The following is a 12801-nucleotide window of genomic DNA, read 5'->3' as shown; positions in this document are numbered from 1 at the left end:
CATTGTGCCAAAAATTTCGTGTCGGTCTTGTCGACCGGGGTCTCCCTCGTTCGTCCTACGCACGTATCCCGGGAGCCAATCCATGCTGAAAGCCATTGCCGTCATCGCCATCGTCCTCGCGGCCGGAATTGCGGCCGTGCTCGTCTTTGCCCTGACGAAGCCCGACACATTCCGCGTCGAGCGCAGTCTCGCCGTGAAAGCGCCGGCCGATACGATCTATCCGGTGGTGGCCGATTTCCGCCGCTGGACCGCCTGGTCACCCTATGAGGGCCGCGATCCCGCCATGAAGCGGACTTTCGGAGGAACCGCGGAAGGCAAGGGCGCGACCTACGCCTGGGACGGGAACAACAATGTCGGCGCCGGTCACATGGAGATCCTCGAGGCCAACGTGCCCTCGAGGCTCCGCATCAAGCTCGATTTCGAGCGCCCGTTCGAAGGCCACAACAACGCCGAGTTCACCTTTGTGCCGCAAGGCGATGCCACACTGGTCACATGGGCGATGTCCGGTCCGGCCCCCTTCCTGTCCAAGGTGATGCAGGTGTTCATCAACATGGACAGCATGATCGGCAAGGATTTCGACGCCGGCCTCGCCAACCTGAAGAAGCTCACGGAGAAGCAATAGGCGTTACTACACACGAAGAGGAGAGAAACGATGCTCAATCCCTATCTGTTCTATCAGGACACCTGCGAAGCGGCATTCAACCATTACGCCAAGGTTCTCGGCGGCAAGATTGATGCAATGATGCGTGCATCGGATGCGCCGCCGGAGGTGCCTGCCTCGCCAGGTCGCGAGAAGATGATCATGCATGCGCGGATGTCGCTGCCCGACGGCAGCGTATTAATGGGCTCCGATGCGCCGCCCGAGCATTTTCACAAGCCGCAGGGCTTCTCGATCTCGATCACGGTCAAGGATCCCGCGGATGGCGAGCGTAAGTTCAACGCGCTCGCCGACGGCGGCAGCGTCACCATGCCCTTCAGCAAGACGTTCTGGGCCAAGGGCTTTGGCATGTGCGTCGACAAGTTCGGCATTCCGTGGATGGTGAACTGCCCGGCGGAAGGAATGTGACGGGCGCGACCGCCCACATGATCGATTGAAATGTGATCCCCTCTCTCCAAACCCGCGGGAGAGGGGACACATAGCGACTCGTACGGAGCGTAGAGTCGTTCCGTCACGCGCGGATCGGCCGCTTGCCTCTCACCGGGTTGATCCGGTCACGTCCCCGTCCGGCGGCGCCGGTTGCACGCAGCGAGGACAGATCACGAGCTTGGTGCCGAGCTGCCTGTCGTTTTCCGCTTCGATCTCGTCATGGACCGCCCACCACGCGTCGGAGTACGGCCGCAGGGTGCCGAGCACTCGTTCCCGCTCCTGATTGGGATCACTTGTCGCGGGCGCGGGGTTCGTTGCGGGCCGCTTCGCGATATGAGGGCGGTTCGGGCCTTTGTTGGGGTCTTGGCCGAGGCCATCCCATGCGATCGGACGACGCTCCTGCGCCGGGGCGACTGCACATCCAAGCAGCGTTGTGCAGAAAGTGAGCAAGATCAAGCCATGTCGCATCATGCCGGGACCCAAAGTTCGGCGCGCGATGGGCAAGATACGCGTGGGGAAACTTGCATCGCGTCGGTCAAATGGAACTTAAGGCAAACCAATTGGCCGGCATGGCCGAGCAATGAACTTACGATTCGCATCACTCTGCGCGAGCAGTGCGGCTGCTTCGTGAAACGATGCGGACTGCATCGCACAACAATTGACGCAATATTGGGCTGTGATCTGCAAGTAAGAATCGGTATTTATGAGTCATAAAATCTACAAACTGGGATGGACGTCACTTGGAAGGGGAGCGACCGATGGCAGCGGCGCTACAGATCAATTTTGCTCTTTGGGGGATGCTCATTTGCGCCAGCATGAAGCTGGTGCCGGTGATCCAGACTCTCTTTTGAAGCCAGCCAGCACGTGATGGCGAAGACCCCCGGTGCGCACATTGCGTGCGAGCACAGGGAACCTGCCGTATGGCCTCGGACCAGGCAAGCCAAAGGCCATTGGAGCGGCTGCCAAATTCGTCAGCGGCAGCGCGGATAGATCGCGGCGAGATCACGCCCCTTCAGCAAGAGCAACCGCGAGGTGAGGCCGCCACGGCGGCTGATCCAGTCGCGCACCGGGCCGGGATAGGCGGCAAGCACCGCGACCGATGCTTCCGGCTCGGCATAGAAGCGCCCGCGCCCGTCGACCGAGCGCGCGGCATGGAAGCCGAGCACCGCACGCTTGGTGACACAGATGCGCTCGCCCGGCACGATGCTCAAGACCAGCGTGCAGGCTGACAGGCAAGGACCGTCGATCACCACGCGTTCGCCGCTCTCGCGCACCTTCTCGAACAGGTCGAGAAACGGCCCGACCGCTCCGCCCGGTGATTGGATGATGCGGATCTCGGCGGCCGCGGGCGCAGAGGTGAGCAGAGCTGTCGCGAGCATCAAGGCTTTGAAGGTGACGCGTCGCATGGCACTCTCCGAACTCTCGACATCGTAAGGGTGGGCAAAGTGAAAGCGTGCCCACCTATGGCGCAAATCGGGGGAGGTGAGTGGGCACGGCGCTTTCGCGCCTTTGCCTACCCTTGTACAAATTCCACGCCTACCCGTTGCGCCGCTGGCCGCGCAGCGTCGGCAGGCCGATACCTGCCGCATCGAAGCCGCCATCAACGGCCAAAATTTGGCCGGTGATGTAGCTCGCATTTGCCGAGCACAGGAAGTAGATCGCTTCCGCGAGTTCCTCTTCCAGGCCGTAACGGTTGAGCGGAACGGCGTCGTGATAGTCGGCGCGGATCTCCCTGCTGTGCACCTGCTTCGCCATCGCGGTGTCGACAGGCCCCGGCGCGACCGCGTTGACGCGGATATTGAGCGAGGCGAGCTCGACCGCGAGCTGCTTGGTGAGGTGCGCCAGCCCCGCCTTGCTAGTGCCGTAGGCCGAGCGCAGCGTCGAGGCGCGCACCGCCGAGATCGAGGTGATGTTGACGATGGCGCCGCCATTGCCGTCGCGCATCAAGGGCACCGCAGCCTTGGTGCAGAGGAACGGGCCGGTGAGGTTGACCTCGAGCACGCGGCGCCAGTCAGCCTCCGACGTCTCCATCAGCGGCGCGAACACGGCAATGCCGGCATTGTTGACCAGCGCATCCAGCCGACCGAACCGCCGTTCGACCGTGGTCATCGTCGCGCCGACCGCCGCCTTGTCCGAAACGTCGCAGGTCAGCGCCAGCGTCGCCTCGCTTTGGCCGATCTCGGCGACCGCGCGGCCGAGCAACTCGCCCTCGATGTCGAGCAGCGCCACACGCCAACCCTCGGCGAGGAACTTCTTCGCGGTCGCAAGCCCGATGCCGCGCGCGGCTCCGGTGACGAGGGCGACTTTTTGCGGGGCTTGCGGCATTGGCTGATCTGTCCTGTGTCCGGGAGAGGGGCGCGTGAGCGCGGGCTCCTTTTACTTCGCTTTCGTTCCAGCACGAAAGGTCTCAGGCCTAAACCTATCGACCCGATCCGGCCGGAATGCGCCGTCCGTAGTCGCACTGGCGCGACCTCCAAATATTTTTGCGCCGCTGTCGGGGCGGCGAGAGGTCGTTCGTCTTACAGGGGAATGCGGGCCGGCTGGACTTCGTCGCGCCCCGGAATGACAGCGACCAACAAGGAACCCCCATGCGATTCATGATGCTCATGATCCCGCTCGGTTACGAGAGCGCGCCGCCGGATGTGCAGCTCGATCCGGAACGCGTTGCCGCGATGATGCGCTACAACGAGGCGCTGAAGGATGCCGGCGTGCTGATCACGCTCGATGGCCTGCATCCGCCCTCGATGGGCGCGCGTGTCTCGTTTGCGACCGGCGTGCCCATTGTCACCGATGGACCCTTCGCTGAGGCCAAGGAGGTTTTGGGCGGTTACTGGATGATCGAGGTTGCCTCACGCGCCGAGGCGATCGCGTGGGCGAAGAAGTGCCCGGCTTCGCCCAACGAAATCATCGAGATCCGGCAGGTGCAGGAGATGAGCGACTTTCCGCCCGATCTGCAGCAGGCCGCCGCCGGATTCGACAATCTGAAGAGGTAGCCACGGCGGGTCGCGATGAAATCGTGGCTGACGTCAATCGATCAACAAGGAGAGAACCGATGAGCACCGAACACAAATTCCTCGCCGTCTATCTCGGCAGCATGAACGGCGCGAAAATGGCGGCCTGGCGCGCGCTGCCCGAGGCCGAACGGAAAGCAAAGGAACAGGAGGGCATGGCCGCCTGGCACGGCTGGGTCGAGAAGCACAAGGCTGTCATCGTCGAGATCGGCGGCCCGCTCGGCAAGACCCGCAGGATCGACGGAAGCGGCGTTACAGAGATCAGCAATGCGCTGACCGGCTTCACGGTGGTGCGGGCTGCCTCGCAAGAGGAGGCTGCAAAGCTGTTCGAGAACCATCCGCATTTTGCGATCTTCCCGGGCGAGGCGATCGAAGTCATGCCCGTGCTGCCGATTCCGCAGATGTAGCTTCGGGCGAACTCGTTTCCGGCTCGATGTCGACGCATCGGCCCGGCACGACCGTGAAAGTACGGGGTTAATCACGCCGCATCGCCGCTAGTGACCTTCACGCCCGGCTCATGTAAAAGTCGTTCACATGAGCTGGCGCAAGGAGCAACGCCGCGCCGAGCGCGGCTATCACCACGGCAATCTGAAAGAAGCCCTGTTGCAGGCCGCTCTAGGCCTGATCGCCGAGAAGGGCGCGGCCGGCTTCACCTTTGCCGATGCCGCGCGCATGGCCGGGGTCAGCGCGGCGGCGCCCTACCGGCATTTCCGCGACCGCGACGAGCTGTTGTCCTCGATCGCCCAGCGCGGCTTCGAGCAGTTCGAGGCGCGCCTGGCCGCGGCCTGGGACGACGGGCACCCTGATACGGTCACCGCGTTCGAACGCGTCGGTAAGGCCTATCTCGCCTTCGCGCGCGAGGAGCCCGCCTTCTACAACGCGATGTTCGAATCGGGCGTGCCGGTCGATGCCAATCCGGCGCTTCAGGCCGCGAGCGAACGTGCCTTTAACATCATTCGCGCCGCGGCCGAACGGCTTGCGGCGCTAACGCCGCCGGGCACGCCGCGGCCGCCGGCGATGATGATGGCGCTGCACATCTGGTCGATGGCGCACGGCGTGGCCTCTTTGTTTTCCCGCGGCGATGCCGCACGGCGAAAACTGCCGATGTCGCCGGACGAACTGCTCGAAGCCGAGGTGCTGATTTATCTGCGTGGCCTCGGCTTCCCGACCGACCGCCGTCCGCCAGCGAAGAGCGCCGAGCCGCCGCCGGTACCACCGGAGGCGTCCTCCGGTTCTGGCGTGCCGCCCGGCGGTCCTTGGGGCAAGCCGAAATAAAGTTGCGCAAATAATTCCGCGAGCCTGTCTTGCGGCCGGCTTGACAAAATCACGGGATGATTTAGCTATGTAAATGTTATTTACATTCACAACGGCGCTGATGCCGTGATGGAGATGGGAAATGGCCTACACCGCTGATGTCAATCGATGGCGCGGCCCCTCGGACCAATACCAACAGTACCAGCGTCCTCACATGCTCGAGACGCCCTGGCATCCCGGCTGGATCGCCGTGACTATTCTCGGCTTCATCATCTGGTGGCCGATCGGACTTGCCCTTCTCTTTTTCACACTCGGGAGCAGAAGAATGTCGTGCTGGAGCCACCAGGATCGCTGGCAGAACAAGATGGAGAGGATGCAGTACAAGATGGACCGCATGCGCGATCGCATGGAGCGCCGTGGCTTCGGGTTTGGCTTCGGCCCGCCGTCATCCGGCAACCGCGCCTTCGACGAATATCGCGCCGAGACGCTGCAGCGGCTCGAGGAAGAGCAGCGCGAGTTCAAGGATTTCCTGAGCCGACTGCGTCACGCCAAGGACAAGGAAGAGTTCGACCAGTTCATGGCGCAGCACAAGACGCGTCCGACCCCGCCGCCCAACGACCAGCAGCAGGGCTGATCTGGAAACTGACACCTCTCAAAGCCTTCAGGCGCATGCCCCCAAAGTCCTGATGGCCCCGAGCCGCCCGCCTGCGCAACCCGCAGGCGGGCGGTTTGGTTTTTGGTGCTTTCTTTCCTCGTCCGCCGGGCCTGCGAGGGATTGTCATGCCCAGGCTTGTCCCCTGGCATCCACGTTCTTGCATCGCGGGGCAAGGCGTGAACGGCCGGGGCTCGGCTCCGCCAAGGCTGCGCCGGGCCCACAACGTGGTCGGCCACCGAAACTTCAGCGAAGGCGCCAAGCCCGGTCATGACGTTGCGAAAATGTCAGCGCCGGTCCTCGAACGGTGCGTCTATCGACACTAGGATGTGTGCGCGCCGCTTCGCCGATGGGCGCAGGTTATTCCAGGACGAAGTTCATGGACCGCCACACCCGATTGCTGCTCGGCATCACCGCGTTCGCGGTGTTGGGCTATATCGGCCTCGTCTACGGCGGCTGCGCGCTTGATCCGGATTGCCATTTTGGCCGGTGTCCGGGCCAGCGCTCGTTCTGCGGTGTGGTCTACGGGCACGTGCAGGACCAGAAGGTGCCGTAGAACCCGGGCCGCGGGAGGCGCGACCAAGTCCTGACAACGCGTTTTCCGCGTGGGCAGGTACCACCATGACCGATGCCGGGAAGCAGGGCGGACGAAGCTGTGCTTACAGCAACTTGTCGCAAGAGCTGCCATCGGGTCCGCGATTGTCGGAGCCAGATCGTCGGGCGTCAAGACATCTCCGCTGCGCGGATGCGACGCGCGGCGGTCAGCCGCGACGTTCAGGTCGTGGTCGCGAGCTGCGCGCGCACCGATGCCAGGAAGTGTTCGTAGGCGTGGTCCACGATCTCGTTGAGCGATCGCGTTCGCGCGAACATCGCCTTGGCTTCGGCAAGAAACTCCTCGCGGGTCGGAATCTTCGGCAGATGCAGATGCGTCAGCGCGTCGACGCCGTCATGCGCGCGATTGAGAACGTCGTGCAGCGTCGGCAGTTGCAGCTGGGCCAGATCGGCGCGGTGAAGCGCCGACGAGATCGCATGCGCGAGCGTCTGCGCATCGAACCGTCCGGCAAGCTCGCGGGCCGCCCGATTGATGACCCGTGCGCCGAGCGGCTGCTCGTTGCGCAGCACCTGTTCGGGCGGCGCCTTCATGTTCCAGACGACGCCGATCCACGACAAGACCTTCAGGACGTAATAGGTCACGTCGATCTCCCACCAGCGAAAGCCTTGTCGCACGCTGCTCTGGTAGGCGTGGTGATTGTTGTGCCAGCCCTCACCCAGCGTGAACAGCGCCAATAGCCAGTTGTTGCGGGAGTCATCACCCGTCACGTACCGCTTGCGTCCATGCACATGGGCGAGGGAATTGATGCAGAAGGTCGCGTGATAGAGCAGCACCGTGCTCCAGAGGAAGCCAACGACCAGGCCTGACCAGCCCGCCGCCAGGAAGCAGAGCGTTGCAAGCGCGAAAGCCGGCAGCAACTCCAGCCGATGCAGCCACATCAGCTCCGGATAAGCGGCGAAATCACCGACCTTCACGAGATCGGTCGTGTCGTGTTGCCGCGAAAAAATCCAGCCGAGATGGCTGTAGAGGAAGCCGCGGTGACGCGGCGAATGCACGTCGGTCTCGGTATCGGAATGCAGGTGATGGTGCCGATGCTTGGCCGCCCACCACAAAACGCTCTTCTGCGCGCTGCTCTGCGCGAGGCAGGCCAGGATGAACTGAAACATCCGGCTGGTCGCAAACGCCCGATGTGAGAAGTAGCGGTGGTAGCCGGCTCCGATCGCAAACATCCGCACGCAATAGAGTGAGACGCAGATCGCGACGGCCTGCCAATCGATGCCTGACCAGATCGCCGCAAGACAGCCGAGATGGACCAGGAGAAACGGCAGGGCGGAGGGATACATGATGTCGTCGTGCTGGTCGTCGTCGGCGGTATTGGGCGACATGTTTTCGGAAGGACCTTGAACCAAGAGGATGCGGGATTCGCTCCGGCCGAGCTAAAGTCGGCCGCCTGCGAAAAACCCCGCTGATGGCGTGCCACCGCGGGGTCGTGAACGAGATGCTTTGCCGGGAGATTCCGGCCAAAGCAGTCGGCCGAAGCTCGATAATTGAGCATATGGTCCTGAATGCCTGCTATGCAAGCACGTAGTCTCACGGAAAGCGGCGCTGCGGCGCTGACCGCTTGATGCGCGCCTCGCTCAGGCGGCCCGCCGGTCGCTCTCGCCGCCATGAGGCGGCATGACCGGCTCCGAGCTGGTCTGGCCTGGCGCGTCCAGCACCGCGACGTGATGCCGGTGCACCATCTCCCAGCCCTTCCATCCCGTGAACAGGAGGATGCCGACGACGATGAGCGACAGAACCACGCCCCACGGCTTGACCGCAGCTTCAGTGCCTTGCGCGTAACGGAGATAGAAGTTGACCAGCGCCAGCACGACCGCCGCGAGATTGCCGACCATGTGATACCAGGCACCCTCGAGGCTGCGGATTCGGGGCTCGCTCAAGAAGTCGGTAAAACCGGCTACGGCAGCAACGAGCGCCATGACGATGCCGGCGCCGATCAGCCAGATCGCGGCGCGGGCCCAGAAGGCATCGCCGGTTCCGATGAAGGCCAAGTCGGCGATCGGCGCGCCGACCAGGAAGGCGACGGGGAACGGAATCAGCATGGGGTGCAGGGGGTGATCGCCGATCGCGGCAGTCGTTTTGGGGTTGATGCTCATGGCAAAACCTCGCCAAAGATGAATTTCCGGGACAACTTTTCCGGGCGAGGGCTGGTTCCTGCAGGCGCGAGGGGCGCACTTCATGCTATGTGCGGGGAGGAAGCGGAACTCTGGTGTCCCGGACGTAGCGGGCCCTGTCCTCCCCATCCCCCTGCGCTGCCTGCCTTTCCCGCAGCCAAATTCGTCCCCGGTAACCCCGCATTAACCAACGCCGGGCTCTGGTAATTGCGGACAGTCGCGCCCGAAGCCGTGTCGAGGCCCATAGTTTTGACATCTTGGCGGGGAATGCAGGCGGCCGGCTTTGGAGAGCCTTTGGACGAGCCCTGCACCCCAAAAAACCAAGGCTTTGAGCGGGCTTGCCGGCCGCGCCGGTTCTAGCGCGGCTGTTAGAGGATACCGGCCGCCATTTGCTGGCCGAAGGACATTAGGTAACGATCGCCTTGAGAGGATACTGCTTATGAATCCGGCCGACGTGGCTCAGTCAGCCCTTCCGGTTGCTGCCTCCGCCGACGTGTCGCTGATCGCGCTGTTCTGGCAGGCTCACTGGATCGTGAAGGCGGTGATGCTGGGACTTCTGTCCTGCTCGGTCTGGGTCTGGGCGATCGCCATCGACAAGATCTTTCTTTACGCGCGCACACGGCGCTCGATGGATCGTTTCGAGCAGGCCTTCTGGTCCGGCGAGTCGATCGAGGAGCTCTATCGCACGCTTTCGGCCAAGCCGACCCATTCCATGGCGGCCTGCTTCGTGGCGGCGATGCGCGAATGGAAGCGTTCCTTCGAGAGCCATGCCCGCTCGGTCGCGGGCTTGCAGATGCGCATCGACAAGGTGATGAACGTCTCGATCGCGCGCGAGGTCGAGCGGCTGGAACGCCGGCTCCTGGTGCTCGCGACCGTCGGCTCCGCCGGCCCCTTCGTCGGCCTGTTCGGCACGGTCTGGGGCATCATGTCGAGCTTCCAGTCGATCGCGGCGTCGAAAAACACCTCTCTGGCGGTGGTGGCCCCTGGTATCGCGGAGGCGCTGTTTGCCACCGCCGTCGGTCTCATCGCCGCCATTCCTGCCACTATTTTCTACAATAAGTTCACCTCCGAGGTGAATCGGCAGGCCCAGCGGCTCGAAGGCTTCGCCGATGAATTTTCCGCCATTCTGTCACGTCAGATCGACGAGCGGGGCTGACGGAGGGCATGTATGACGGCATGTATAGTGTGAAGGGCAATTTGGGCATCAGACCATGGGCATGAACGTCGCGAGTTCGTCCGGAGGCGGCGGGCGCCGCAGCCGGCGCAAGCCGGTCATGGCCGAGATCAACGTCACCCCCATGGTCGACGTGATGCTGGTGCTGCTCATCATCTTCATGGTGTCGGCGCCGCTGCTCACCGTCGGCGTGCCACTCGATCTGCCGCAGACCCAGGCCAAGAGCCTCGAGCAGAACGACCAGAAACCGATCCAGATGTCGGTCGACATCAAAGGCAAGGTGTTCATCAACGACGCCGAGATCGCAATCAACGAGCTGGTGCCGAAGCTCAAGGCGATCACGGACGCCCGCGGCGGGCTCGAGGAACGCATCTATCTGCGTGCCGACAAGAAGGCCGATTACGGGACGGTGGCCAGGGTGATGGGCCTGCTGTCCGGCGCGGGCTTCAAGAAGCTGGCGCTCGTGACCGAGGCTGATCAGGGGTAAGCCGGTGAAGGTGAACGTCGACAAGACACTCGTTGCGTCGATTGCCCTCCATGTCCTCGTGCTGGGATGGGGCCTCGTCACCTTTAGTAGCAAGGCCTACATCGCGCCGGAGGAGTCGCTTCCGGTCGACATCATCTCCACCGATCAGCTCGCGCAGATGATGTCTGGGCAGAAGACCGGCGACAAGAAGCAGCCCAAGCCCAAGGTCGAGAAGATCGCCGAAGCCAAGCCCGAGGAAGACGCCGTCGGCAAGGTCACCGAGAAGAAAGAGCTGATCAAGACCAACTCGACGCCTGAGCCGCCGCCAAAACCCGTCGAGAAGCCGGTCGAGAAGAAGCCCGAGCCGCCGAAGCCGGTCGCCGAGGCGAAGCCGAAGGAAGAGGCGAAGCCGCAGGAAAAGAAGCCTGATCCGGCCAAGGAAGATCCGATCGCCGAGCTCCAGAAGAAGCTGGAGACGAAGAAACCGCCACCGAAGCCGGTGGAGCAAAAGGTCGCCGCGGTGCAGCCGCAGCAGCAGCCCAAGCCCAAGGAGCGCACCTTCGACCCCGCGCAGATCCAGCGCGACCTCGACAAGCGCGCCGCAACCCGGCACGAGCAGACCGGCTCCGCGCTGAATGCATCGGCGTCGCTGGGAGCGGCGACCGGGACTGCAGCCAACAACGTCGCGACCTGGCGCGGTGCATTCCAGGGCGCGGTCAAGCGCTGCTTCACGCCGACCTACAACGGCCAAGACGCCGACCAGTATGAAGCCGACATCGACATTCCCATGAAGATCGACGGATCGCTGGCGGCCGAGCCGATCGTCGTCGCGGTGCGGGGACCGTCGCGGTCGATCGCCCAGGCTGTGGCGGAGAGCGCCAAGCGCGCCATCGTGCAGTGCCAGGTCTATTCGTTCATGCCGAAGCAGCAGTACGAGAGCTGGAAGCTCATTCCGATGACTTTCGGTCTGAAAGATATGTTGTGACATCCGAACAAAAGAATTTTGCGATGAATGATGCCCGTTCGATGAACCGCCGCCGTTTCATGACCGTCACCGGATCGGCACTCGCGATGCTCGGGGGTGGACACGCTTTCGCCCAGGGGCAGCCGCGGCTTCGCATCGATCCCACCGAATTCCAGCCGGTCCCGATCGCGATCACCAACTTCCTGCCGGGCTCGCCGTCCGACGGCGACGTCGGCAACGGCGTCACGCAAGTGATCACCAACAATCTGAAGCGTTCGGGCCTGTTCGCGCCGATCGACCAGGCCGCCTTCATCGAGCGCATCAGCAACATCGACGTCGCGCCGCAATTCCAGAACTGGAAGACCATCAACGCGCAGGCCCTCGTCACCGGCCGCATGACGCGGCAGCCGGACGGCAGGCTCAAGGCCGAATTCCGCCTCTGGGACGTGGTCTCCGGCCAGCAGCTCGCCGGCCAGCAATATTTCACCTCGCCGGAATATTGGCGGCGCATCGCCCACATCATCTCCGACCAGATCTACGAGCGGATGACCGGCGAGAAGGGCTATTTCGACAGCCGCGTGGTGTTCGTGGACGAGAGCGGGCCGAAGGAGCGCCGCGTCAAGCGGCTCGCGATGATGGACCAGGACGGCGCCAATGTGCGCTATCTGACGCGCGGCTCCGACCTCGTGCTGACGCCGCGCTTCTCGCCGAACTCGCAAGAGATCACCTATATGGAGTTCGGCCAGGGCGATCCGAAGGTCTATCTGTTCAACATCGAGACCGGCCAGCGCGAGATCGTCGGCAATTTCCCGGGCATGACCTTTGCGCCACGGTTCTCGCCGGACGGCCAGCGCGTCATCATGAGCTTGCAGCAGGGCGGCAATTCCAACCTGTTCGTGATGGATCTGCGCTCGCGCTCGACCACGCGCCTCACCGACACGCCGGCGATCGACACTTCTCCTTCTTATTCTCCAGATGGCACCCGCATCTGCTTCGAATCCGATCGCGGCGGCAGGTCGCAGATCTATGTGATGGCCGCAGGCGGTGGGCAGGCGCAGCGCATCTCGTTCTCCAAGGACGACACCAACGCCACCTATTCGACGCCGGTGTGGTCGCCGCGCGGCGACTACATCGCCTTCACCAGGCAGGGCGGCGGGCAGTTCTCGATCGGCGTCATGAAGCCGGATGGCAGCGGCGAGCGGCTGCTCACCTCCGGCTTCCACAACGAGGGTCCGACCTTCTCGCCGAACGGCCGCGTGCTGATGTTCTTCCGCGATCCCGGCGGCAATGCCGGACCGTCGCTGTACACTGTCGACATCTCCGGCCGCAACGAGCTGAAGGTGCCGACGCCGGGCTTTGCCTCCGACCCGGCATGGTCGCCGCTATTGTCCTCGACGGCAGGTCAATAGGACGGCAGGTCAATAGATCGCGCCTCTGGACGCGCGATGTTATCGAAAAAGCGTGCA

General features: G+C 63.4%; 16 protein-coding genes. 11 read left to right on the top strand and 5 right to left on the bottom strand.

Features of this window, described 5'->3' with window-relative positions:
* The first annotated feature begins 82 nt into the window (after positions 1–82).
* Positions 83–622 (top strand): SRPBCC family protein, encoded by a 540-nt coding sequence (locus tag ACNJX8_RS36995; RefSeq protein WP_439358680.1) that lies wholly within the window; start codon positions 83–85, stop codon positions 620–622.
* Between the two features lie 30 nt (positions 623–652).
* Positions 653–1066, top strand: a complete 414-nt coding sequence (locus ACNJX8_RS36990) for a VOC family protein (RefSeq protein WP_128936529.1) — start codon at positions 653–655, stop codon at positions 1064–1066.
* 129 nt (positions 1067–1195) lie between these two features.
* On the opposite strand, the gene ACNJX8_RS36985 is transcribed toward ACNJX8_RS36990, so the two are convergent.
* The 3 genes from ACNJX8_RS36985 to ACNJX8_RS36975 form a co-directional block, all read right to left on the bottom strand.
* Positions 1196–1558, bottom strand: a complete 363-nt coding sequence (locus tag ACNJX8_RS36985; protein WP_128936528.1) for a hypothetical protein — start codon at positions 1556–1558, stop codon at positions 1196–1198.
* Positions 1559–2058: 500 nt separating this feature from the next.
* The gene (locus tag ACNJX8_RS36980; protein ID WP_128936527.1) at positions 2059–2493 is read right to left on the bottom strand and encodes a hypothetical protein; all 435 of its coding nucleotides are present in this window, start codon (positions 2491–2493) and stop codon (positions 2059–2061) included.
* A gap of 130 nt (positions 2494–2623) precedes the next feature.
* Positions 2624–3412 (bottom strand): SDR family NAD(P)-dependent oxidoreductase, encoded by a 789-nt coding sequence (locus ACNJX8_RS36975; RefSeq protein WP_439358679.1) that lies wholly within the window; start codon positions 3410–3412, stop codon positions 2624–2626.
* Positions 3413–3675: 263 nt separating this feature from the next.
* On the opposite strand from ACNJX8_RS36975, the gene ACNJX8_RS36970 reads away from it, so the two are divergent.
* The 5 genes from ACNJX8_RS36970 (at position 3676) to ACNJX8_RS36950 (ending at position 6560) form a co-directional block, all read left to right on the top strand.
* Positions 3676–4080, top strand: a complete 405-nt coding sequence (locus ACNJX8_RS36970) for a YciI family protein (RefSeq protein ID WP_128945075.1) — start codon at positions 3676–3678, stop codon at positions 4078–4080.
* Positions 4081–4139: 59 nt separating this feature from the next.
* Entirely contained in the window at positions 4140–4505 is a 366-nt protein-coding gene (locus tag ACNJX8_RS36965) for a YciI family protein (RefSeq protein WP_249758174.1), read from the top strand.
* Positions 4506–4632: 127 nt separating this feature from the next.
* Positions 4633–5373 carry a TetR/AcrR family transcriptional regulator gene (locus ACNJX8_RS36960; RefSeq protein ID WP_128936523.1) on the top strand — a complete coding sequence of 247 codons (741 nt, stop codon included), beginning with the start codon at positions 4633–4635 and terminating at the stop codon, positions 5371–5373.
* A gap of 121 nt (positions 5374–5494) precedes the next feature.
* On the top strand, positions 5495–5986 hold the full coding sequence (locus ACNJX8_RS36955) for a DUF2852 domain-containing protein (protein WP_091880452.1): 492 nt from the start codon (positions 5495–5497) through the stop codon (positions 5984–5986).
* A 397-nt stretch (positions 5987–6383) separates the two neighbouring features.
* Entirely contained in the window at positions 6384–6560 is a 177-nt protein-coding gene (locus tag ACNJX8_RS36950) for a hypothetical protein (protein ID WP_164934733.1), read from the top strand.
* Positions 6561–6778: 218 nt separating this feature from the next.
* Here the strand turns inward: ACNJX8_RS36950 and ACNJX8_RS36945 are convergent, their stop codons facing one another.
* Positions 6779–7942, bottom strand: coding sequence for an acyl-CoA desaturase (locus ACNJX8_RS36945; RefSeq protein WP_439358678.1), 1164 nt, complete (start codon positions 7940–7942; stop codon positions 6779–6781).
* 252 nt (positions 7943–8194) lie between these two features.
* Positions 8195–8713 (bottom strand): DUF2231 domain-containing protein, encoded by a 519-nt coding sequence (locus ACNJX8_RS36940; RefSeq protein WP_439358677.1) that lies wholly within the window; start codon positions 8711–8713, stop codon positions 8195–8197.
* Between the two features lie 457 nt (positions 8714–9170).
* Here ACNJX8_RS36940 and tolQ point away from each other — a divergent pair, with 457 nt between their 5' ends.
* From tolQ to tolB, 4 genes are read left to right on the top strand one after another with little or no spacing between them, the layout of a single operon-like run.
* Positions 9171–9887, top strand: a complete 717-nt coding sequence (gene tolQ / locus ACNJX8_RS36935) for a protein TolQ (protein ID WP_028180156.1) — start codon at positions 9171–9173, stop codon at positions 9885–9887.
* Between the two features lie 55 nt (positions 9888–9942).
* On the top strand, positions 9943–10392 hold the full coding sequence (tolR, locus tag ACNJX8_RS36930; RefSeq protein ID WP_028173005.1) for a protein TolR: 450 nt from the start codon (positions 9943–9945) through the stop codon (positions 10390–10392).
* Positions 10393–10396: 4 nt separating this feature from the next.
* Positions 10397–11356, top strand: coding sequence for a protein TolA (locus tag ACNJX8_RS36925; protein ID WP_439358676.1), 960 nt, complete (start codon positions 10397–10399; stop codon positions 11354–11356).
* A 41-nt stretch (positions 11357–11397) separates the two neighbouring features.
* Positions 11398–12744 carry a Tol-Pal system beta propeller repeat protein TolB gene (gene tolB / locus ACNJX8_RS36920; protein WP_249761929.1) on the top strand — a complete coding sequence of 449 codons (1347 nt, stop codon included), beginning with the start codon at positions 11398–11400 and terminating at the stop codon, positions 12742–12744.
* Positions 12745–12801 lie beyond the last annotated feature (57 nt).

It is taken from the genome of Bradyrhizobium sp. SPXBL-04, from assembly GCF_051853035.1.
Taxonomy (GTDB): domain Bacteria; phylum Pseudomonadota; class Alphaproteobacteria; order Rhizobiales; family Xanthobacteraceae; genus Bradyrhizobium; species Bradyrhizobium zhanjiangense.
The sequence above is the reverse complement of the archived record's forward strand: the minus strand, read 5'-3'. Positions and strand labels throughout refer to the sequence as shown.

What these genes read in the sequence shown, in the direction of transcription:
- ACNJX8_RS36995 (WP_439358680.1), top strand. Translation starts at nt 83, where the DNA reads ATGCTGAAAGCCATTGCCGTCATCGCCATCGTCCTCGCGGCCGGAATT.
- ACNJX8_RS36990 (WP_128936529.1), top strand. Translation starts at nt 653, where the DNA reads ATGCTCAATCCCTATCTGTTCTATCAGGACACCTGCGAAGCGGCATTC.
- ACNJX8_RS36985 (WP_128936528.1), bottom strand. Translation starts at nt 1,558, where the DNA reads ATGATGCGACATGGCTTGATCTTGCTCACTTTCTGCACAACGCTGCTT.
- ACNJX8_RS36980 (WP_128936527.1), bottom strand. Translation starts at nt 2,493, where the DNA reads ATGCGACGCGTCACCTTCAAAGCCTTGATGCTCGCGACAGCTCTGCTC.
- ACNJX8_RS36975 (WP_439358679.1), bottom strand. Translation starts at nt 3,412, where the DNA reads ATGCCGCAAGCCCCGCAAAAAGTCGCCCTCGTCACCGGAGCCGCGCGC.
- ACNJX8_RS36970 (WP_128945075.1), top strand. Translation starts at nt 3,676, where the DNA reads ATGCGATTCATGATGCTCATGATCCCGCTCGGTTACGAGAGCGCGCCG.
- ACNJX8_RS36965 (WP_249758174.1), top strand. Translation starts at nt 4,140, where the DNA reads ATGAGCACCGAACACAAATTCCTCGCCGTCTATCTCGGCAGCATGAAC.
- ACNJX8_RS36960 (WP_128936523.1), top strand. Translation starts at nt 4,633, where the DNA reads ATGAGCTGGCGCAAGGAGCAACGCCGCGCCGAGCGCGGCTATCACCAC.
- ACNJX8_RS36955 (WP_091880452.1), top strand. Translation starts at nt 5,495, where the DNA reads ATGGCCTACACCGCTGATGTCAATCGATGGCGCGGCCCCTCGGACCAA.
- ACNJX8_RS36950 (WP_164934733.1), top strand. Translation starts at nt 6,384, where the DNA reads ATGGACCGCCACACCCGATTGCTGCTCGGCATCACCGCGTTCGCGGTG.
- ACNJX8_RS36945 (WP_439358678.1), bottom strand. Translation starts at nt 7,942, where the DNA reads ATGTCGCCCAATACCGCCGACGACGACCAGCACGACGACATCATGTAT.
- ACNJX8_RS36940 (WP_439358677.1), bottom strand. Translation starts at nt 8,713, where the DNA reads ATGAGCATCAACCCCAAAACGACTGCCGCGATCGGCGATCACCCCCTG.
- tolQ (WP_028180156.1), top strand. Translation starts at nt 9,171, where the DNA reads ATGAATCCGGCCGACGTGGCTCAGTCAGCCCTTCCGGTTGCTGCCTCC.
- tolR (WP_028173005.1), top strand. Translation starts at nt 9,943, where the DNA reads ATGGGCATGAACGTCGCGAGTTCGTCCGGAGGCGGCGGGCGCCGCAGC.
- tolB (WP_249761929.1), top strand. Translation starts at nt 11,398, where the DNA reads ATGAACCGCCGCCGTTTCATGACCGTCACCGGATCGGCACTCGCGATG.